Source organism: Streptomyces sp. NPDC079141 (assembly GCF_040686775.1).
GTDB lineage: Bacteria > Actinomycetota > Actinomycetes > Streptomycetales > Streptomycetaceae > Streptomyces.
The window spans coordinates 1-20,786 of record NZ_JBFBLP010000036.1 but is presented as its reverse complement, the minus strand read 5'-3'; the positions used below and the strand labels follow the sequence as shown (position 1 = coordinate 20,786).

Below are 20,786 nucleotides of genomic sequence, written 5' to 3'. Positions count from 1 at the left end.
GCGCGCGGTCTGCTCCGCAGACACGACGCGCCGCCGCTACGCGGCGGTCCAACTTCCTTGCTCCGCAAGAAAGTTGATGGATCGTCACTCCGTGACGATCGGACGGATTGCTCCGCAATCCGTCCCAGGAATTCGCTCCGCGAATTCCTGAAAAACGCACCTAAAGGGCTACGCCCGTCGGGTTCTGACACCGCATCAATTTTCATACCCATCTCTATCCTGAAGCAGGGTTTCCAAAGGGAACTGACAGGCATTCAGAGTATCCCCCAACCGCTGGTTCGAATTCTTGAATTATCCGGTCCTGACATTTTGGAACTGACTGCTCGTCAATTCCACTATTCATATTCCCGATAGAGTCGAAAGTGTGCCCGCCACATCCTGTGGGACGACAGCGCCCCACGCTAGATGCCGTCTCCCGCACCGCTCCCCCACACACCACAGCTGGAGCCTTCACACGGCTGTCAGCCTTCCCTTCCCATACCAGCCAGCGCGGCGGCGCAGCCGACGCGCAACAGATCCCCGACCGCCCCGATCCCCGATGCCGCCGCGCCGACCACGCCCGCCCTCATCCCTTCTCTTCTCTACCTGGGCAGGGAGCATCGGCCGCAGAGGGGATGTCAGCAGGCATACCAGGCCTGATTGTTGCTGTGACCTGCGGTTCCGTGGAGGCCGGCCATCGGGCCGCGCAACCTCTAGCGCAACGCCATGGCGCGACCTCCAGTGCAACCCTCAGCGCAACGGGGTTCCACCCCATTGGCCCAGCGGTGTCAGAAGGCTGTCCCTCGGCCAGAAGGATCGCTCGGTCGCTCCGGCGGCACGGAGGGCGCCGTGAACCGCATGAAGAAGATCAAGAGGCAGCTCTACGGCCGTGCCGGATTCGAATTGCTCCGCAAGATGATCCTGCTCCAGCAGCGTCTTGCCCCAGAATCTGCAGCCACCCCTGATCACGTCAGCGAGTGTGGCGGGCTGAGAAGATCGCCGCGAGGCGACAGGTTCCGTCAGGACCGCAAAGGACAGCGATGTCGAAGAGACTGCCCATGGACCAGGCCGAGGAGCGACTTCAACATGAGTTGTGCCGTGAACAGCGGCCCCTCGCCGAGCTGGACTTGGGCGAGGTGTGGCTCGGGTTCGTGCGCTTCGGCTCCCAACGCTTCGACACCGCGGACACGCCCGATGCAGATGGCCTTCTCTTCCAGTACGGGACTTACGCCTTCAAGGGGCCACCCGTCTTCACGTTGGACCTTGCCCGGCAGTTCGAGATCAACGACGCTTCCGGCGAGCATGATCATTACATCCAGCTCCACTGCGAGCTTCGATTCGAGCCCGCCCGTCAACTTCGGGCCCTGGGGCACTTCGAATCCTGGTTCTTCCACGACACGGGCGACGAACTCGACCTCTGGGCCGACGGTCTTGGCCGCCAGGAATTCTGGACGACCGTCCGTCACTTCCATACCAAGGAAATCAGGGTCTACCAAGAATACGTGTGATCAAAAGCTGCGGATTGGCCTGCCCAGTGACGCTCCGCGACCGCTCCCCAAGATCTGTGCCACAGCCTGAAACGGGTCTGGCAGCGATCACGGGGAGCCGTCACGGTCGGTGAAGGGGTTGTTCGAATCGGATCCGTGAGCCGGGGTACGCCTTGACGGAAATCGGCGTTTCTGACGCTCCGTCATGTTCTGTTGGTGTCGGCTGAATCCTCCCGCCGGAGTCGACGTCCAGGGCATGGGCCACGATGAAATCTCCTGGCAGGACGTGCTGTTCGAGGGCTTCGAGGTGCTGGTCACCGCCGCACTGCATGGCGTGTGCGGTCTGGTGGTGCGACTGACCGGGCGGAGCGGTGAAGGCATATGTCCGTCCTGCGGCCGGGTGTCGGTGCGCGTGCACGACCGGTACGAGCGACGGCTGCAGGACCTTCCGCTGGCCGGGCGCGGGGTGCGGATCCTGTTGTCCGTGCGACGCTTCGTGTGCGCCGAGCCGTCCTGTTCCCGCCGCACGTTCGCCGAGCAGATCCCGGGGCTGACCAGCCCGTACGCCCGGTGCACGGATCGGCTCGGAGGACTGCTGGACCGGATCGCGCTCGCGCTTGCGGGCCGCGCCGGGGCCCGGATGGCTACCGCCCTCGGGCTGGCGGCGGGGCGGATGGGACTGCTGGACCGGGTCCGGGCGATGCCCGACCCGCTCTACGACACCCCGCGCGTTCTCGGTGTCGACGACTTCGCCACCAAACGCGGCCACTCCTACAGCACAGTGATCACAAATGGCGAGACACACCAGGTCATTGACGTGTTGCCCGGCCGCGACGCCAGACCGCTCACGAGATGGCTGACCGATCATCCAGGCATCGAAGTGATCTGCCGCGACCGCTCGGGGGCGTATGCCGAGGCCGCCCGGGCCGGGTGCCCCGCACGCCCAGCAGGTCGCCGACCGGTTCCATTTGTGGCAGAACCTCGGCCAGGCCGTCGAGAAGTGCGTCACGGCCCACCGCGACCGGCTGATGAGTGCCATCACTCCGACGCCGACGCGCGAGACTACCGCGCAGGAGGACGCCGGCGCTCCATCGCCGACAGACTCGGACACCACGCCGACCGGACGCCTGGCCGAGCGCGCTCGCGCGCATCACGCCCTGGTCCATGGCATGTTGGGGGAAGGAATGGGCCTGCGTGCGATCACCCGGCACCTGGGGTGGGGCCGCCATACGGTCCGGCGGTACGCCCGTGCGGTCCGCTGGCAGGACGCCGTCACCGGCCGCCACGCCCGCACCAGCCGCCTCGATGTCCACCGCGCTGCTCTGCAACGACGCATCGACGAGACCGACGGTGCCATCACCGTCAAGGAACTGTGCGCGGAACTCGCCGCCCAGGGGCGGCCGGTGCCCTACACGAGCCTCCGCGACTGGGCGCGCAGCCGGCTGGAGTGGCCCACCGCCCGGGCCCGTCCCCCGGCGCCGCCCAGCGTCCGGAAGGTAACCGGATGGCTCACCCGCCGCCCCTCCAGCCTCGACGAGGACGAACACCAGCAGCTCAAGACGGTCCTGGATACCTGTCCGGAACTGGCCAGAGCCCATCAACTCGTCCGGGATTTCGGCGACATGCTCACCCAGCAGACCGGTGTGCTGCTGCCCGCGTGGATCGATGAGGCCCTCGCGGCGGACTTGCCCGGTCTGACCGGCTTCGCCCGCGGCCTCACCAGCGACCTCGACGCCGTCACCGCCGGGCTCACCCTGTGCTGGAGCTCCGACGGCACGGAAGGCGCCGTGAATCGCATTAAAAAGATCAAAAGGCAGCTATTTGGTCGCGCTGAGTTCGATTTGCTCAGGAAGATGATCCTGCTTCAGTGACCGACCGTGACGGCTCCCCGTGATCGCTGCCAGACCCCCGCTCAAACCGCCCGAGCCAAACTGCCCCCAGCTTCAGCCAGATTGCTGCGACAACCTGGCGGTGAAGGTCTCTCACCTCACTCGATTCCATGGCGCCTCGTGGCGCACCCACGCGATACGACTGCCGTCGTCCGCTACGAGGCGACCGTGCTGATCGCAGCTCTCAACGAATGGCTTTGACCGAAGGCGGCCTTCCCGTCCTCGTTCACCAATCCCGGCCGGAGGTCAGCTCCTCCGCATCCGCGTCCATGAACCCGTATGCCGACGCGATGAAGCAAAACTCGTCACAGATCCACTCACGCGCAACCGTCTCGATCCCGCTCCCGGCCGCCACGAACTCCCTGTCCAGCAGGTTGAACTCCTCCGTCGCAGCCTGGGTGAACGCATACAAGGTCTCCAGATCCGACGGCTGCTCGACCTCCACGCGTTCGCACAGCCGCAGCAGGATCGCCTTCCCCTGATCGACCACGTGATCAGGGAAGTACGAGTCGTCGTACATCTGCTGCAGGAACGCGTGTCCCGCTACCTGCTGGTTTGTGATCGGCATGGTGCTTCCCTGCCTCCGCGAAAAGCTGACGCGCCGATCATGCACAGCACCACTGACAACGACGCCCCCCATCGATGCCAGACCCCGCGCGACCAGGACTTCCACAACAGGCCCTAGCACTCGGACACTTGCACCACCACCGTGTCACTGGAGTCAGAACTCACCTGCCAGCCGGTCTCACTTCTCACCTTCCCGGGGACTTCGTCGGTATCGCCGCCGCGCGGATCCGGCGCCGCCGCTTTTCGACGGGACAACTGTTCAGGGCACCTCATTCCTCGGGGATGAGGCGCGCCCAGGCAGCGCGGAGCCGGCCGAGCAGGGCACGCTGTTCACCGATCCAGCCGCGATCCATCTCCAGCGCGACGGACAGCCTTGTGGTCTGCTGGTCGTCGATGGTGACCGTGATCCGATCGTGGTCGTCCTCGCGCCAGTCCAGGCGGATGCCGATCTCGGCGACCCGGGCACCTTCGCGCCAGACGGCGTCGCGTCCCGCGGCAACCTCGTCCAGTACGCGCGCCCAGCCGGCCAGGTCATCCGGTTCCACCCAGGTGTCGTGGACGCCGGCCACGAAATCGTTGTGGACCAGGATCTGTCCCCTGACGTCCGGAATGCCTGCGGCGTAGGAGTCGTCCAACCGGACCACGACACTTCCGCCGTGCCTGCCGGTGATCGACAGCAACGCAAACGGCTCGCTCTCCTCCACCACCCCGCCCCTGCCGACGCCGGACCTCATGATCCCATAACACGATCAGACCGGTGCTTCTTCAGGCGTCCGCAGCAGATACCGGCGCAGACCAACCAGACGAAGGACGACAGCGGCGGCCGACGGATCACAGCCCGGATCCCGCACCGGCGCAAAAAAAGGGGGGCCGGATCGTACGGCAGGAGCAGGCCCTGCCGGCCAGGACCGCATCCGGCGCGGTCCTGGGACACCCGGTGGGCCGTGACACCCGCAGGCAGGCCCTGGCCTCGGTGAACGCCGGTGTGCCGGCGGCCCGGCCGGGCGTGACGACGAACGCCGGTGGCGGGCGGCAGCGACGGTCCGCGGCAAGGCGGACCTTGATGGCCACGCCGCGGGGCCCGTGCAAGGGCACGCCCTTCAGGCCCGCCGGCCGGTGCCCCCACCGACCGGCCCCGCCGGCACGGCCGGTGCGCACGGACGACGGCGGAACCCGTCCCCCGGGCCCGCGGCACCACCGGCCGGCAGCACGACCGGGCATCGAACAGCCGCCACCCGCGCCGAGCCCGTACAAGCGCTGCGCGCCCACGGATTCCGTACCCTGGCGGCATGCGCATGCGCCCCACCCTGAGCTGGACTCCGGCCCAGGACCTGCCGCCCGGCACCACGGACCTGGCCCCGGTCATCGAGGCCCTGAGCAACGGCGGTGTGCTGGTCCTCAGCGGAGCGGGCATCTCCACGGAGTCGGGCATCCCCGACTACCGGGGCGAAGGCGGCAGCCTTGGCCGGCACACGCCGATGACCTACCAGGACTTCACCGCCAGCGCCCAGGCCCGCCGCCGGTATTGGGCACGCAGCCACCTCGGCCGGCGCACCTTCTCCCGCGCCCGCCCCAACGCCGGACACCGCGCCGTGGCCGCGTTCGAGCGGCACGGACTGCTCTCAGGAGTGATCACCCAAAACGTCGACGGCCTGCACCAGGCCGCCGGCAGCACGAACGTCACCGAACTGCACGGCAGCCTGGAACGCGTCGTCTGCCTGTCCTGCCGCACCGTCAGCTCACGCCGTGACCTCGCGATACGCCTGGAGGAGGCCAATACGGGCTTCGAGCCGGTCGCGGCAGGCATCAACCCCGACGGCGACGCCGACCTCACCGACGCACAGGCCGCAGACTTCCGCGTGATGCCCTGCACGACCTGCGGCGGCATCCTCAAACCGGACGTCGTCTTCTTCGGTGAAACCGTCCCCCCACCACGGGTCGAGCAATGCCGCCAGCTCGTCCGCGAAGCAACAACCCTGCTCGTCCTGGGCTCCTCGCTCACCGTGATGTCCGGGCTCCGGTTCGTCCGCCAGGCAGCCCAGAACGCCACACCGGTCCTCATCATCAACCAGGACCCCACCCGGGGCGACCAACACGCCCTCACCCGCCTCGCACTCCCCCTGGGAGCAGCCCTGACCAGCGCGGCCGGCCACCTCAACCTCCACATCGACGAAAGCCACTGACCTGCGCAGCAGGCACACGGCAGGGGCAGCGGCCCGCAGGCCGGTGCGTCCTGCCCTGCGGTGACCCTCGTCGAGGGTCACCGCCTGCCCTCAGCCTGCCCGGGTCGTGGACCCGGGCAAGGGCGGTCCCGTTGCCGGTCTTGTGGCTACGGCTTCCACCAGGCGGCGGACGCGTCACGCAGGGTGTTGGTGCCGCAGTGGATCTCACCCATGCCGAGGTGGTACGTGTACCAGTCGTCGACGTAGGAGACCTTCATGCCCGCCCGCGTGTACGCGGCCGTAACCGCCTCGGTGAAGATGTCCTTGCCGCCGATGACCGGGCCCCACTGGCGCGGGGCGAGGTAGCGCTCCCGCGTCAGCAGGATGCCGTTGACGGCGCCCGGCACATAGGCGCTGGTGCTGACGGCCGGCGCCGGCGCGGCCGAGGGGGCGCGCCCGGTGAGCTGCTGCTGGCCGTAGGTGCGGGCGGCCTCCGGGGCGGTGCCGCCGCCGAGGCGGCGCAGCAGCGGCACGCGAAGGTCCTCGCTGTCCCCCACGATGCCGCGCGTGTACAGGGCGGGCACGTGGACGATCTCCTCGTCCGTGGCGCCCGTCTCCCGCTTGAGGATCTCCAGGTTGGCCGCGATCTTCCGGGCCGCCATCTCGTTGTCCGCCACCAGGTGCCGGGAGGCGAGGGCCTGGTCGATGGTCTCGGTGGGAGGAAGCAGGCCGTCGAAGCCGGGGACGGAGAACATCTTCTTCGCGCCGTGGCCCTCGCGCTGCGCGTCGCGCAGCAGTTGGAGCCCGGCCTCGGGGTCGGCGATGCCGATCCGCCAGCCGCGCGGGGTGTCGGCGGGGAGGAACTGCACGAACTCGTCGACGTGCCCCACGTGCAGCCATGAGGTGTCCAGCAGGAGCGGGTCCTGGAGCCCCTGGGACTTCAGCAGGGTGCGTATCTCCTTCGAAGGGCGCACGCCGCTGCCGTCCTTGCGTTCGCCCATGATGATCCGGCCGGCCGTGAACGAACGGCCGCCCAGAGTGTGGGGAGGGATCGTCTCCAGGTTGCCGTAGGAGTTCAGACTCTCCCAGCCCTGCATGTCCCGGCCCTTGGCCTGCACGACGCCGATGTCCGGGCCGCGCAGCTTCTCGTACAGCTCGCGGCCGGCCTCCCGGTCCTGGGCGGAGCGCAGCATCAGGCGCAGCGTCCGCTGCCGTCCGTCCGGACCCGTCATGGCCAGGTAGGCCGGCTCGACGAAGTCCTGGGCCCAGATGTCACCGTACTTCTCGAAGGTCACCAGCGGCTTGGTGATGCCTGCCGCCCGGCTCTCCTTCTCCAGCTTCCTGACGAACGCGCGCTGTCGCTTGGCCCACGCATCGTTGCCGCCGATCTTGGTGACCATCAGCTGCTGGGTGTTCTGCAGGGCATGGTGGGTCAGCAGCGGGGCGGCGCGCAGCGTGACGGTGTCCGCAGTGGTGCCGGACGAGGACGTGACCTTCAGCCGGATCGCCACGCGTCCGTCCCACTGCGTGCTGTCGCGGATCACGTCCTTGCCTTCGACACCGAACTCGACGCCCGCCCGCAGCTCGGCCCGCGTCAGCCGGGTCTGCGAGGTGACGGGCATCCAGGCGCCGTCGCGCCTGAGGAAGACTCTGCTGTGCGCGGCCCCGGCCGTGACCTTGATGCTGCCCTTGGCATCGGAGGGCAGGTTCGGCAACGGCACGGAGCGCACCCGGGCCAGGTCGGCTGCGTCGGCACGGCCGTTGACCTTCTTGTCCGAGGCGTCGTTGCAGCCGGTCAGCTTGGCGTCGGAGAGCGGGCTGCCGTCCGGTCCGGCCACCGGGCACCGCTTACTGTCGTCGTCGATGTTGGGCAGGAACACCGCGCCCCGTCCGACGGACCAGGTGTTCTCCCCGGCCGTGTCGGTGGCGCCGGTGAGGTCGACCTGTCCGTCGCGGTTGACGTCGGCCCTCAGATCGACACGCGGCAGCTCCTCGGCGTACGCGGACGCCGGGGGCGCAAGCACCGCTCCTGTCGCGGTCAGGGCCAGTACCACCCGTGCAGCATGTCTCGTACGCACATCGCGTCCTTTCCTTGCGTGCGGTCATCTGCCGCTGAAGGAGAGGAGGCACAACGAGCGCTGCGCGTTGGCTGTGCGGCACGAAAACATCCCCGACAGCACGAAAGCCGACCGGGGAAAGACGCCGAATTCGCGGCGAAAAGGACAAGCGTGCCGTGAAACCGCCACCGCCGAGCGGGAGAAGGGCACAGAGGGCAGTGGCCTTCGGAAGGGGCGCGGCCTTTCCGCGGGTCCGCCACCCGGGCGTGCTCGGGGCCGTCAACGGGACAGTCAACTGCCGTATGCGGGCGCCTACTTGCACGCGAGTGACCTTCAGGAACCGGGCAGTCGGGCACCTCCGGCCCGCATGAGGGGCGTGAAAGGTCATGGAACTGCGGGAGGAGACCGCGAAACCCCGAGCACGCCACACTGCAACAAGGAATCCCTCAGCGCGCCCAACTGCGGGTCCGGCCCGCCGCGGACGCCGCCGCCCTCGCGCAGGAGCACCGCGCCGAACCGAACAGCACAGCGCACAGCAGCCACAACAAAAAGGAGCTCGCCGTATGAGCCCGTGACACGGATCATCGACCTATGCGAGGCAGCTTCGACGACGTCCCCCTGACCACACTCTTCCCACACCTGACCCCAGCAGAGGCCGGGTGCCTGACTCAGACGGCCCGCACCGTCGACACGGCAAGCGCCGGTCGCGGCACAGCGACATGGGAGTGGTTCCCGGAGCACGCCACCTGCCCAAGCAAGCTGCCGGGCACGCCGATCGTCCTCGCACGGGACGTCATCGAGCACGCCGGCAGGGGCGACCAGCTGGAATTTCAGCTTCACGTCGTGTGGACAGGCCAGGGCCGACTCGCGGTCGACGCCGCAGTGAACGTGGCCTGCTGGTGCGCCACCGATCACGCCACCCATGACGCCGATGCCCTCAGGCTCACGGCCGGCGAAGAGACCCCGCTGACCGAAGCCTTCCGAGCCGGCGCCGAACACCTGATCAGCCGGCTGGCGGATCCCCGTGACGCAGACCACTGGCGCGCCCTCAGGACTCCCTGCCCGAGCGGGAATCCGGCGCCCGGTACGTTCACCCGCACCCGACTGAGCCCGGCCGCGTGTACACCGACAGCCACCCCCACCACCCCCGCCACACCAGCCCCCAGGGAAACACCCGCACCCCCTGAGCCAGCATCCGAACCACTCGGCCACCTCACGTGTCACGCAACCGGACGACCGTCACGACGCCGTACCGGGCCCTCCCGCCCCCAGCCCCACCCAGGGGCCCAGGAACGGTGGTGGTGCAGGGCTCCATCGCTAAAAAAATGCCGCGCCCGCACCCGCCCCCATCCCTACACTCTCGGTACGCGTCCGGCCCGAAGTGGCCGGTGCGTCCTGCGTGTTCCGAGTTCAGATCCGAGGGGAGGCCGGCAGTGCGTACCGCCAGTACCGCCATCGCTGTCGTCGCCCCCTGGGCGCGGTTCGACGTGATCCTCGTGTCTTCGTGAGCCCGGTGCCCGCCGCGCGGCCGGCACTGGAGATCCCGGTCGAAGACCGTCGCTGAGCCCTGCCCCGCCGCCGCCCGGCCCTCGTGGCCCGTCGCGGAGGGCCGCAGGGCGCATTCCTCGGGCTTCGTCCGTCCATCGCGCTGCCTCTTCACCACTCACGACACACGAAGAAGGGCCTCAAGGCCGTGCGTACCGACCTCACACTCCGCGCGCTCCAAGCCGTCCGCAACCTTGGCATCCTCGCCCACGTGGACGCCGGCAAGACCACCGTGACGGAGCGGATCCTGTTCCTGACCGGCGCCGTTCACAAGCGGGGCGAGGTGCATGAGGGCACCACCGTCACCGACTTCGACTCCCAGGAACGCGACCGGGGCATCACCATCTTCGCGGCGGCGGTCAGCTGCGACTGGGACGGCCACCGGATCAACCTCATCGACACCCCGGGACACGTGGACTTCGCCGACGAGGTGACACGCTCGCTGCGCGTCCTGGACGGCGCGGTGGCGGTGTTCGACGCCGTCGCCGGCGTCGAACCGCAGAGCGAGGCGGTGTGGCGGGAGGCCGACCGGCACGGGGTTGCGCGCCTGGCGTTCGTGAACAAGATGGACCGCGCGGGCGCCGACCTGGACACGGCCGTCGCGTCGATCCGGGAACGGCTGGGCGCCACGCCGCTGGTGGTGCAGCTGCCGATCGGCCGCGAGGAGGGGTTCGAGGGCGTCGTCGACCTGGTCCGGATGCGGGCCGTGGTGTGGCCCGGCGACACCGGCGCGTACGAGGAACGCCCGGTGCCCGAGGACTTGCGCGCCGAGGCGCTGCGGCGCCGCCGGGCGCTGGACGAGGCCGTCGCCGAACTGCACCCGCGGGCGCTGGAGGAGTACTGCGCCCACGGCGCGGTCTCGCAGACGACACTGCGCCTGGCACTGCGCGAGGTGACCGGCTCGGGTGAGGCGGTGGTGGTGCTGTGCGGTTCGGCGTACCGCAACCGCGGTATCGAGCCGTTGCTTCAGGCAGTGGTGGCGTATCTGCCGTCGCCGGCGGACGTGCCCGCCGTGCGCGGCACGATCGACGGAACCGAGCAGGAGCGTGCCGCCGATCCCACGGCGCCCCTGGCCGCGCTGGCTTTCAAGGTGCACGCGGCGCCCACCGGCCGGATGACGTACCTGCGGATCTATTCGGGCGTACTGCGAAAGGGGGAAACGGTGCTGGACATGGGCGTGCGGCGCACCGAACGGGTCGGCCGGATCCTGCGGGTGCAGGCCGACCGGCACACCGAGACGGACCTGGCCGTGGCCGGGGACATCGTCGCCGTGATCGGTCCGAAGTCCACGCGTGCCGGTACGACGTTGTGCGCCCCCTCGGCGCCACTCGTGCTGGAACCGCCCGCCACGGCCGACCCCGTGGTGTCCGTGGCCGTCGAGGCACGGCTCGGCCAGGACACCGACCGGCTGGCCTCGGCACTGGCCCGGCTGGCAGAGGAGGATCCGTCGCTGGTGGTGCGCAGCGATCCGGAGACCGGCCAGATGCTGCTGTCGGGCCTGGGCGAGCTGCACCTGGAGGTGGCGGTGGAGAAACTCCGCCGCGACCGCGGCCTGGACGTCTCGGCCGGCCGCCCGCAGGTGTCGTACCGGGAGACCGTGGTCCGCGGGGTGACCGGGCTGGTGTACCGGCACGTCAAGCAGGACGGCGGCGCCGGGCAGTTCGCCCATGTGGTGCTGGACGTCGAGCCGCTGGACGCATCCGACGGCGAGGCCGGCTTCGCGTTTTGTTCGACGGTGGTCGGCGGCCGCATCCCGCGGGAGTTCGTCCGCGCGGTCGAGGCCGGCTGCCGGGACGCGCTGACCGAGGGTCCGCTGGGCGGTCACCCGGTGACCGGCGTACGGGTCACGCTCACCGACGGAGCCACGCACGCCAAGGACTCCTCGGAGCTCGCGTTCCGCGCCGCCGGCCGCCTCGGACTGCGCCAAGCCCTGCAGGCCTGCGTACTGCGGCTGCTGGAGCCGGTCGCCGAGGTGACGGTGACCGTGCCGGAGGACTGTCTCGGGGCGGTCCTGGGCGATCTGGCGGCGCGCCGCGGACGGGTATCGGCGTCGGCGACGCGCGGCGGTACGGCGGTGGTGACCGCCACGGTGCCGCTGGCCGAACTGTTCGGATACGCCTCCCGCCTGCGCGGACGCACCCAGGGCCGGGGCACGTTCACCACCCGCCCGGCCGGCTACGCGGAGGCTCCGCAGGGCCTGACGGCGGAGGCGACGCGACGGTAGCCCCCGCCGATGAGTGGGCCCCGCACTCCAGGGAGTGCGGGGCCGACTCATCCCAGTGGCTGCGCCAACGGCACCCCGCTCGCCTCGCCCTGGGACCCGTGCGGCCACCTCCCCCGAGACACATGTGCCCATGGAGTCGCAGATGATCCGGCCCGGCCACCTCACCGCACACCACACCGCCCAGCAACCCGGCATCACCCACGAAGGCGTCCGCAAGCCCGTCCAGCCGGCCAGCCCGCCTGAAGCGATCTGGCGGCACACCCGCCAACCCTGTACACCGTCCCCGACGCCGCCGCCCTCGCCGCCGAACGCCGCACACACCACGCCGCTTGACCACAGGTCAGACGAGCGTCACGACCTCGCTGAACAACCGTGCTCTCAAACGGCACCACTGGCTCACGACAAAGCCCCAGCCCCGGCATCCCCGGCTGAGGCTTCGTCGCGTGCGTGCGGGCCCGGCAGTTGACCCGGCTCCAACCCATCGGACCGGCCCTCACCCGCACTCTCTTCGGAGTCCTGAAGAGCCACCTCCTGGAGTTTCAACTCCAGCCACCGTTCTGCCAGAGGCCCAAGGGGCGAATACAACACCCGGCAGATAGGCACCACAGCAACGACGAGCGCGCCAGCAGCCACAACGACGGCCAGAGCCCCGGCGGCCTCAGCCTCCTTCGGCTCCGTGGGATCCGCCAACCAGAGCAGGCAGAAGACGATCGCCGCCGCCTGCGCGACCATGATCAAACCCCACACGAGGCCAGACACCAGGAACACCAGCGACTTCGCGGCCCCCACGCCGTACATCGGCAATCTCTCCACCTTGAACGCCTGCACAGCCACCCGACGCTCCGACGGCGTCGTGCCCGCCAGCTCCACCCTCATACCCCTGAAGCTGTCGAACGCCGCACGCGTCCAGTCCTGAACCGCCCTGCTCACAGCAGCCGCCTCCAACGTCGCGGCGATGAGAATCGCCGAGGACACAGAGGCCACAGTCGTCGCAAAACCTTCCGTCATCTGCACCCAGACAGACTGCCCAGACACCACCCGCCCCGCGACTCACGTTGCCGAACAGTGACTTCCTCAGGAGATGAACGCGACCATCGACCGCGACGAACTCACCAGCTACAAGTACTTGAAGGACACCGGGCAGCGGCCACGAGCAACGACACGCCCTCCGTCCCCTACAAGGCGACCGTGTTGCCCGCAGCCGTGAGCGAGGGGTCGTGACCAGCAGCGTCCCAACTGCCCTCAGACAACGTCGAATTCGTTGCCCTCGGGGTCCTGTGGCTTTACTGATTTCGGCGCGTCAGGGTGAACCTTCCCGAAGTCCGTGATGGGCTTTGTGTGATGGCTGTATGTGGTGGTGTGTGAGGTATGCGGATGGGGGCGGGCTGACCGCTTCGGGACGGCTGCGCCGGGAAGCGGTGCGGATGCAGGCGGCCGAGCTGTTCGAGCAGGGGACCAAGCCGTCGGAAGTGGCGCGGCGTCTACGGGTGAGCCCGAAGTCGGCTTACCAGTGGCACCAGTTGTGGCGGGATGGCGGTTGCAGGCTCTGGCCTCCCGAGGCACGAGCGGATCGCAGTGCCGTTTGTCGTCGCGCTGCCTGGAGAAGCTGTCCGCGTATCTGGAGCAGGGCCCGGCCGCGCACGGCTGGGTGGAGGACCAGGTGTGGACCGCGGCGAGGGTGGCCACCCTGATCGGCCGGAAGTTCCACGTCTCCTACAGCGTCTCGGGCGCCACGAGGCTGATGCACCGGCTCGGCTGCAGCCCGCAGGTCCCCGCGCGTCGGGTCGCCGAGCGCGACGAGCAGGCCGTGACCGCATGGAAGGAGGCGACCTGGGCGGAGGTAAAAGAGCCCGGGCGGCCTGCGGGGGCTACATCTGCTTCGAGGACGAGGCAGGCTTCACCCGCCGTCCGCACAAAGGACGCACCTGGGGCCAGCGCGGCCGCACCCCTGTCGTGAGGGTCAGCGGCCGGCGCTCGGGACGGTTGTCGGTGGCCGGGATGATCGCCATGCGGCCCGGCTCCCGCACCCGGCTGTGCCATCGCCTGCGCACCCACCCCGCTGGCAAGGGGAGGCGCCGCAGCCTGGGCGAGCGCGACTTCATCGCACTGATCGACGGCGTCCACCAGCTCGTCAAAGCGCCGATCGTGCTGGTCTGGGACCGCCTGAACACTCACGTCTCCCACGCCATGCGCGAGTTGATCGCCGAGCGCGCCTGGCTGACCGTGTTCCTGCTCCCTGCCTACTCGCCCGACCTCAACCCCGTGGAATGGGTCTGGGCACACGTCAAGCGCAGCCTGGCCAACCTCGCCGTGGTCGCCCTCGACCGACTCGAGGCCTCGTACGCAACCGGCTCAAACGCCTCCAGTACCGGCCCGACATCCTCGACGGCTTCACAGCCGGCATCGGACCTGACCCTCGACACCCCAACATCACCCTGACAAGCCGAAGTCAGATATCCAGGTGAAGTTGGGGAGCGTTCGGCTGTGCACGTTCACGGTCGCGTCATCACGCTTCCAGCACGGAGGCCTGCCAGGCCTCGCTAGGAAGCGTATGGATACCGGGGGCGTGGTTGGTGTCCTGGAGGACCATCCAGCCGACGGACGAGACCATCAGGGCCGCTGTGATGTCGAAGGAGTTGAGCGTGTCCCCGTCGCCCGCGACCAGATTGACGATATGTCCGCCCGCGACCAGCAGGATCTCGTTGCCGTAGGGCCGATGGCTGGTGACGTGCGGCAGCACTGCTGTGCCCGTCCCGAGCGATTCCAGATCGACCTCGGTGGCCGAGTGCCCGGCGTTGAGCAGGAAAGCCCCGTCGGGCAGCATTTCCATGATCCTCGCCGATACGACGCCACTGTGTCCGGTGGCGGTCACCAGGACGTCGGCCCGCGCGGCCGCGGAGGGCAGCGGCGCGGTCTCGTATCCCTCGTAGGTGGCGATCACACAGCGGATGGGATCCTGCTCCACGATGATCACCCGCGCACCGAGCGACCTGGCGGCGGATGCCAGCCCCGAGCCGACTTCGCCGAATCCCACCACGACCACGACCCGGCCGTGCAGGGAGAGGTTGGTGCGGCTCATGAACGCGTGCCACGTACTGAGTCCGACGGCGTACCGGTTGTGGATATTGTTCTTGAGCGGTACGCGGTCGAGATCGAAGACGGGATGGGTGAGATCAACTCCGCCGAGCCGGTTGATGCCCGTACGGGTGACCTCGATCCCCGCGATGATTCCGCGGTAGTCCGACGCGACGGCTGCCGCAGTGATGTCGCCGCCCATCTCAAGCGTGTGCGTGGGGCCCCAGGCGACGCAGTCCGCCCCGGCGTGAGCGTGAGCGTCCGCTGCTACGCCGAAGATGTCCATCTCGTGCGCCATGTACTCGGCCACGTCTGCCCGGGTGGTCCGTACGTCGGCCGGCATCACCGCCACTTCGGCACCTGCGGCGCGGAAAGCGTGCAGGTACACCGCCGTCTTGACGTCGATATGGACGCAGGTGGCGAGCCGGGTCCCAACCATGGACGGGAGGCGACGAGCTGCCTCCGCGGTCTTCTTCATGTGGCGCTCGCCCCACTCCAGACGCTCTGGTAGCGGAACGTTCTGCCATGCGCTTGCCGTGCTGGCCATGGGTTCCTCCATCCCGGCTCTGCCACTGACTTCCTGGTGCCGAGGAAAGCCGGGGCGAGCCGCACGGCATGGTGCCAACCGGTGCGCGCTGCTGGCATGCAAGAGCCTATGGCCGGCAGCGGTGACAAGCAGGCATCTGCCCAGGTCGACACGCTCTACCGGTTCCCAGAAATCCCGCAGGGCCGCCACCGGGATCGGGGGACTGGTCATTCTCGACGGCTTCACAGCCGGCACCGGCCTGACCCTCGACACCCCAACCTCACCCTGACAAGCCGAAGTCAGTAACGCCCTGCGCTGACCCCATTTTCCGGCTTGAGTTGGCTCCATCGCGTCGGGGCGTATACGAGCGTTTGGGGGGGTGTTCCGGTCTCATCTGGCCCCACCCGGCCGAGCGGGGTGGGACCGCCGCGACCGTCGAACACGGCCGCTCCGTCCTGCCCACCCTGATCGCCGAACTCGAAGCGCCGATCTTCCTCAACACCGGAGCCGGAGCGGGCTCCGAACTCCTGGACGTCCTCGCCTCCCGCGTCCTGACCCGCGGTTTCTCCCCCCGTCGGCCGGATGCGCCAGGCCCCCGCGCACGCGGACCGCTGGCTGGCCACCTACAGCACCCCCGCCGAACCGGGCCGCATCGCGCAGCTGACCGTCATGGAGCCCCACGGGACGCTCTTCTACACCGGCACGATCGATCCCCCGCCCAGTGGATCGCCGGGGTCGAGCAGTACGGTTGGAGCGTGCTGTACGTCGGGAAGATCAGCCTCTCCGGAATCCCCGCCAGCAACCAGAAAGCCAAGACACGGCTCCTGCGTGAAGCCGCCACAGCCGGACAGTTCGTCGGTGCCCGCATCGCCGTCCGCCATCTCGGCTGACCGTCGGGCCAGGGGGCGGCGCTGATGTCCCGGGAGCGGTGGCGTGCGCCGGCCTCGGCCCGCGCGGCGTGCATGAACCCGAACTCAGCTCGGGGTACCGGGTCGTGGCCACCAGACGCCAGGAGGCGGTTTACGCGGTCGTGGCGGGCTTGCTTCTTGGGCGCGTGGCAAGGAGGGCGGGGTTCGGCGGAACAAGCGGGCGACCCCTGCGGTACGACTACTCACCGTTACGAGTGATGCCTGATGGTCACGACGCGTACCTGCGCCGATGCCATGGAAGATAGCGCCTGCCCCGTCCATCCTTCGCATCCGGAGAACGAATTGCGGCGCACAGCACTCGCCTTCTCCAGCGTCGTGGCAGCGCTTGCCCTGACCGCCGCGCTCCCGCTCACGCATCCGGCCCAGGCCCTGCCCGGACACGTCTGCTTCTGGCCCGAACCAGGCGAGACGGGCCCGGGCGGCGGCTGGTGCTACGACCCCGCCAGGGGCGGGTTCGCCGTGCCCGAGGACCGCGTGCACCGGCACGCCAAGTCGTTCAGCTCGCAGGTCGACAGGACCGTGTTCGCCCTCCACTTCCCCAGCCAGGGCCCCTGCCTCCAGCGCACGCTCTACGGCGGTGACTACTCGGAGAACTGGGAGTGGTGGGACAAGCTCGACGCGGTTGACACCAACGCTCACCCCGACTGCGAGCCGGGATGAGCGGGACGCGGCGTCCGCTCACCGCCGTCTGCCTGCTGGCCGCGCTCACGGGCCTGACCGGCTGTGGCGCCCCGCGCGAGCCATCCGTCTCGCTCAACCCGGACGACACCCTCAAGGCCGCCCAGGCCCTGCTCACCGACCGCTGTCTCACCGGCCGAGGGCTTTCCCCGCCGCGCCCCGGCCAGCCGACTCCGGACGCGGCCGAGGCCCGCCGTGTCGAGGACGCTCTGTTCGGCACCGGAAGGGCCGAGCTCACGCTCAAACTGCCCAGCGGACACGTCATCAGCCACCACACCGACGGCTGCCTGGCCGCTGCGGAGCGCCGCCTCTACGGCGACCAGCGCCGCTGGTTCCAGGCGGTCACCGCCGTCAACAACCTCAAGTCCAAGGCCCCACCGCGCGACCGCGCCGCCCACCGAGAGCTGCGCGCCCGCGCACTCACCGAGGCGAGGGCGCTACTCGCCGCCGAAACACGACGAACGGTCAGGTGACCACGGCAAACAGTCCGCTGAACACGACGAACGATCCGCGACCCACAACGATTTCACCCCCGCAGGGACCGCAACGTAAGGACCTCTCATGAAGCAACGCACCGCACTGACCGCCGCCGCCCTGATCGCCGTAGGCGCAGCCTTGTCCACCGCCCCGCCCGCGTCGGCCGCGAACTGCCCCAGCGGCAACTTCTGTGTCTGGACCGACGCCAACTACGGCGGCCAGCGCATGAATGCCTCCGGCGACGACGAGTGGTGGGAGAGCTGGATCGCCGACGAGGACTCCTCCTGGGCGAACCACGGGATCTCCGGCCCCGGTGTCAAGGACCACGTCAAGGTCTACGAGCAAGCCATCCAATGGCCCTCCACCGGCGGCGACGCGACGATCTGCCTCCGCCCCGGCGACGAGGTCGCCTACAACGCCACCGCCAACGACCGCGGCGACGCCCATGTGTGGGCCATCGGCTGCTGAAACACCACACGCGGTCATCCTGGAGCATCGAGGTCTGACCGGTACGACGCAGTGGACGCCGGCGATCAAGTCACCGCCGGCGTTCCCTGCCGTTCAACCCGACCGGAGTTACCACGGTTCCGTGGTGGCCAGATGTCAGAAGCCGTTGCCCTATCGATCTTGAGTACGGCTTGATCGAAAGTGGCCGGTGGGCGGGTGACTTCCCTGTGGCCGTGCATGAACACATAGGGCCTCTGGTGCAGTTCGGAGTTGCTGAGACCACGAACACATCCCGGGAGGCCCTGTTGTCCTTGTTGTACGCGGTCGAGAGCGATGACTTCAACTCGGCGGGCACGGTGTGCGATTGCCTCGCTCACCGGTTCGGGAACGCAGCCGGCCACCCCGACCGGGTCCGGGCCCACGACACCGACATGACCGATGAACAGTGGCAGGCCATCCGTCCGCTGCTGCCGGTGCCGGCCTGGCTGGAGGTACCGGGGCGGCCGGCCGGAGGGCTACTGCCACCGTGTCATGCTCGACGCCGTGTTCTACGTGGTCGACAACAGCGTCAAGTGGCGGGCGCTGCCGGTCGACTTCCCGGCCTGGGACCGGGTCTACACCTTCTTCCGGCGCTGGTGGGCCGGCGGGTTGATCGGCGAGCTCCACGGCCGGCTGCGCGGGAAGGTCCGCGAGGCGGCCGGGCGCGATCCGAAGCCGAGTGCCGCGGTGATCGACTCGCAGGTCGGTCAAGGGCGACGCGGTCGTGGGCGCCGGCAGCCGGGGCTACGACGGCGGCAAGACGTCAACGGCCGGCGTCGGCACCTGATCTGCGACACGATCGGGCTGCTGCTGGCGATCCGGGTGACAGCCGCCGATGTCACCGACCGCCAGGCCGCCGTCCACGACGGCGCGTTCTCCGCGATGGACCTCACGGCCCGCCACCCGCGCACGGGTGAGCTGCTGCCCACCGTGAGGTTCATGGTCCAGACCCTGGCGGCCGCCGGCGAACTCCAGCGCGACCTCCAGCGCGAGCTGACCTACGACGGACTGCGCGCAGCCGAGGCCAAGGGCAGCAAGGGTGGACGCCGCCCCGCCGTGGCGGCCGACAAGACCGGCGACGTGCGCACCGCGTACCTGGAGGGCCGCTCGATCGTGGCCCTCGCCCGCGACCACGGCGTCAGCCGCGGCGCCATCCGCACTGCCGTCGCCGACCTCATGCCCGACCACGCCGCCATCGAGGAGGCCGCCCCGCCCCGGAGCTGCCGGTTGCCCTCGACATGCCGGGCAATGTCGCCGACTTCCTCCGCACCGCCGAGCTGGAGCCCGCCGAGCGGGCGGCGCTCGACCAAGGGGTGACCGTACGGCGCGGCCAGGGCTACACCCTGCACGTCACCGCCGCCCCGGCCGTGCACCATCGTCTCCTCGCCCGCTGCCAGCCGCTCGACGGCGCCCCGGGCGCTCCGGCCCAGGTCCTCGATGTCGGCGGCGGCCCCGGCGCCCATGCTCGCCGCTCGTTCGTCGCGAGCGCCAGATGGCCCCCCGTTACCGTCTTCGTGGCTCCACAATGGGGCCTCCGACCTTCGGGTCCGGCATGACTTCCCCCCTTGTTGTTCATGATCCGGGGGGGGTGTCACCGGGCCCGGAGGCATCGACGGACCGCTGATGAGGGGCTTGAGCACCAGCTTCACCCGAGCCGGAAGAGTTCTCCGTAACGTGGATGTGGCAGCTCGGTGCCGAGGCAAGGCCGGACGAAAGCGTGATGGAGGGGCCTGCACGTGATCGACACCGGCGACATCGACGTCTTCCTCGGCCTGGACGTCGGCAAAGGCGAACACCACGCCACCGCTGTCACCCCGGCCGGGAAGAAAGCGTTCGACAAGCGCCTGCCCAACACCGAACCCAAGCTCCGCGAGCTGTTCGCGAAACTCCAGGCCAAGCACGGAACAGTGCTGGTCGTGGTCGACCAGCCGGCCTCGATCGGCGCCCTGCCGCTCGCGGCCGCAAGGGACATGGGCTGCCCAATCGCCTACCTGCCCGGACTTGCGATGCGGCGGATCGCCGACCTCTGCCCGGGCGAGGCCAAGACCGACGCCAGGGACGCGTTCATCATCGTCGATGCGGCCCGCGCGATGCCCCACACGCTGCGGGCGATCGACGGCGAGGACGAGACGATCGCTGAGCTGGAGATGATCGTCGGCTTCGACGACGACCTGGCCGGCGAGGCCACCAGGGTCGCGAACCGGCTGCACGGCCTGCTGACCCAGATCCATCCGTCGCTGGAACGGGTCCTGGGGCCGCGGTTGCAGCACCCGGCCGTCTTGACGCTGCTGGAGCGGTTCGGGTCACCGGCCCAAATACGCAAGGCCGGACGGCGGCGGCTGGTCACCCTGCTGCGGCCGAAGGCGCCGAGGATGGCCGAGCGTCTGGTCGAGGAGATCTTCACCGCTCTGGACGAGCAGACCGTCACCGTTCCGGGGACCGAGGCCGCCGCACTGATCGTCCCGAGCCTGGCCGCCTCACTGAAGGCCGTCCTTGACCAGCGCAAATTGCTGGCCGCTCGGATCGAGGAACTCCTGGACGCCCACCCTCTTTCGAAGGTCCTGACGTCGATGCCGGGAGTCGGTGTCAGGACCGGAGCCCGCATCCTGATGTCCGCGTACAAGCTGATGCACAGAGGCAGGTACGGGCTCATGTACACACTCGATCGGGTTGATCTTCGGCGTGTCGTACGTGGGTTGTGAGTA

Annotated in this window: 15 protein-coding genes and 4 pseudogenes; 14 read left to right on the top strand and 5 right to left on the bottom strand. The window is 69.2% G+C overall.

What is annotated here, in order from left to right; all coding sequences use genetic code 11:
- Positions 1-1,037 precede the first annotated feature (1,037 nt).
- The 3 genes and pseudogenes from AB0Q90_RS41820 (at position 1,038) to AB0Q90_RS41810 (ending at position 3,337) form a co-directional block, all read left to right on the top strand.
- Entirely contained in the window at positions 1,038-1,487 is a 450-nt protein-coding gene (locus tag AB0Q90_RS41820; protein WP_363165943.1) for a hypothetical protein, read from the top strand.
- A 184-nt stretch (positions 1,488-1,671) separates the two neighbouring features.
- Positions 1,672-2,346: pseudogene (locus AB0Q90_RS41815) on the top strand (transposase family protein); the annotation flags it as partial.
- A gap of 88 nt (positions 2,347-2,434) precedes the next feature.
- Positions 2,435-3,337 carry a transposase gene (locus AB0Q90_RS41810; protein ID WP_363165944.1) on the top strand — a complete coding sequence of 301 codons (903 nt, stop codon included), beginning with the start codon at positions 2,435-2,437 and terminating at the stop codon, positions 3,335-3,337.
- Between the two features lie 244 nt (positions 3,338-3,581).
- Here AB0Q90_RS41810 and AB0Q90_RS41805 read toward each other — a convergent pair whose 3' ends face one another.
- A complete protein-coding gene (locus tag AB0Q90_RS41805; RefSeq protein WP_363165945.1) occupies positions 3,582-3,923 on the bottom strand; it encodes a DUF5713 family protein in 342 nt (113 codons plus the stop codon).
- 268 nt (positions 3,924-4,191) lie between these two features.
- Entirely contained in the window at positions 4,192-4,626 is a 435-nt protein-coding gene (locus AB0Q90_RS41800) for a DUF5959 family protein (protein ID WP_363165946.1), read from the bottom strand.
- 585 nt (positions 4,627-5,211) lie between these two features.
- On the opposite strand from AB0Q90_RS41800, the gene AB0Q90_RS41795 reads away from it, so the two are divergent.
- Positions 5,212-6,105, top strand: a complete 894-nt coding sequence (locus AB0Q90_RS41795; RefSeq protein WP_363165947.1) for an NAD-dependent protein deacetylase — start codon at positions 5,212-5,214, stop codon at positions 6,103-6,105.
- A 146-nt stretch (positions 6,106-6,251) separates the two neighbouring features.
- On the opposite strand, the gene AB0Q90_RS41790 is transcribed toward AB0Q90_RS41795, so the two are convergent.
- On the bottom strand, positions 6,252-8,108 hold the full coding sequence (locus tag AB0Q90_RS41790) for a protein-arginine deiminase domain-containing protein (protein ID WP_363165948.1): 1,857 nt from the start codon (positions 8,106-8,108) through the stop codon (positions 6,252-6,254).
- A 1,726-nt stretch (positions 8,109-9,834) separates the two neighbouring features.
- Between AB0Q90_RS41790 and fusA the strand changes: the two genes are divergently transcribed.
- Positions 9,835-11,910 (top strand): elongation factor G, encoded by a 2,076-nt coding sequence (gene fusA / locus AB0Q90_RS41785; protein ID WP_363165949.1) that lies wholly within the window; start codon positions 9,835-9,837, stop codon positions 11,908-11,910.
- 396 nt (positions 11,911-12,306) lie between these two features.
- Here the strand turns inward: fusA and AB0Q90_RS41780 are convergent, their stop codons facing one another.
- A complete protein-coding gene (locus AB0Q90_RS41780) occupies positions 12,307-12,924 on the bottom strand; it encodes a hypothetical protein (protein ID WP_363165950.1) in 618 nt (205 codons plus the stop codon).
- A gap of 410 nt (positions 12,925-13,334) precedes the next feature.
- On the opposite strand from AB0Q90_RS41780, the pseudogene AB0Q90_RS41775 reads away from it, so the two are divergent.
- Together AB0Q90_RS41775 and AB0Q90_RS41770 are read left to right on the top strand one after the other, a co-directional pair.
- Positions 13,335-13,867: pseudogene (locus AB0Q90_RS41775) on the top strand (winged helix-turn-helix domain-containing protein).
- Positions 13,783-14,349 (top strand): annotated as a pseudogene (locus AB0Q90_RS41770) (transposase). The pseudogenes AB0Q90_RS41775 and AB0Q90_RS41770 overlap by 85 nt, the downstream one beginning before the upstream one ends.
- Positions 14,350-14,416: 67 nt before the next feature.
- Here AB0Q90_RS41770 and AB0Q90_RS41765 read toward each other — a convergent pair.
- Positions 14,417-15,532 (bottom strand): NAD(P)-dependent oxidoreductase, encoded by a 1,116-nt coding sequence (locus tag AB0Q90_RS41765; RefSeq protein ID WP_363165951.1) that lies wholly within the window; start codon positions 15,530-15,532, stop codon positions 14,417-14,419.
- 734 nt (positions 15,533-16,266) lie between these two features.
- Between AB0Q90_RS41765 and AB0Q90_RS41760 the strand changes: the two genes are divergently transcribed.
- From AB0Q90_RS41760 to AB0Q90_RS41730, 7 genes and pseudogenes are all read left to right on the top strand, one after another.
- A complete protein-coding gene (locus AB0Q90_RS41760; RefSeq protein ID WP_363165952.1) occupies positions 16,267-16,401 on the top strand; it encodes a hypothetical protein in 135 nt (44 codons plus the stop codon).
- A 321-nt stretch (positions 16,402-16,722) separates the two neighbouring features.
- The gene (locus tag AB0Q90_RS41755) at positions 16,723-17,100 is read left to right on the top strand and encodes a hypothetical protein (RefSeq protein WP_363165953.1); all 378 of its coding nucleotides are present in this window, start codon (positions 16,723-16,725) and stop codon (positions 17,098-17,100) included.
- Positions 17,097-17,591 carry a hypothetical protein gene (locus AB0Q90_RS41750; RefSeq protein WP_363165954.1) on the top strand — a complete coding sequence of 165 codons (495 nt, stop codon included), beginning with the start codon at positions 17,097-17,099 and terminating at the stop codon, positions 17,589-17,591. Before AB0Q90_RS41755 ends, AB0Q90_RS41750 begins: the two co-directional genes overlap by 4 nt.
- Before the next feature lie 88 nt (positions 17,592-17,679).
- Entirely contained in the window at positions 17,680-18,063 is a 384-nt protein-coding gene (locus AB0Q90_RS41745) for a peptidase inhibitor family I36 protein (protein ID WP_363165955.1), read from the top strand.
- 510 nt (positions 18,064-18,573) lie between these two features.
- Positions 18,574-19,398, top strand: coding sequence for a transposase (locus tag AB0Q90_RS41740; RefSeq protein WP_363165956.1), 825 nt, complete (start codon positions 18,574-18,576; stop codon positions 19,396-19,398).
- Positions 19,320-19,637, top strand: a complete 318-nt coding sequence (locus AB0Q90_RS41735; protein WP_365734486.1) for a hypothetical protein — start codon at positions 19,320-19,322, stop codon at positions 19,635-19,637. Before AB0Q90_RS41740 ends, AB0Q90_RS41735 begins: the two co-directional genes overlap by 79 nt.
- Before the next feature lie 183 nt (positions 19,638-19,820).
- A pseudogene (locus tag AB0Q90_RS41730) lies at positions 19,821-20,693 on the top strand (IS110 family transposase); the annotation flags it as partial.
- Between the last annotated feature and the right edge of the window lie 93 nt (positions 20,694-20,786).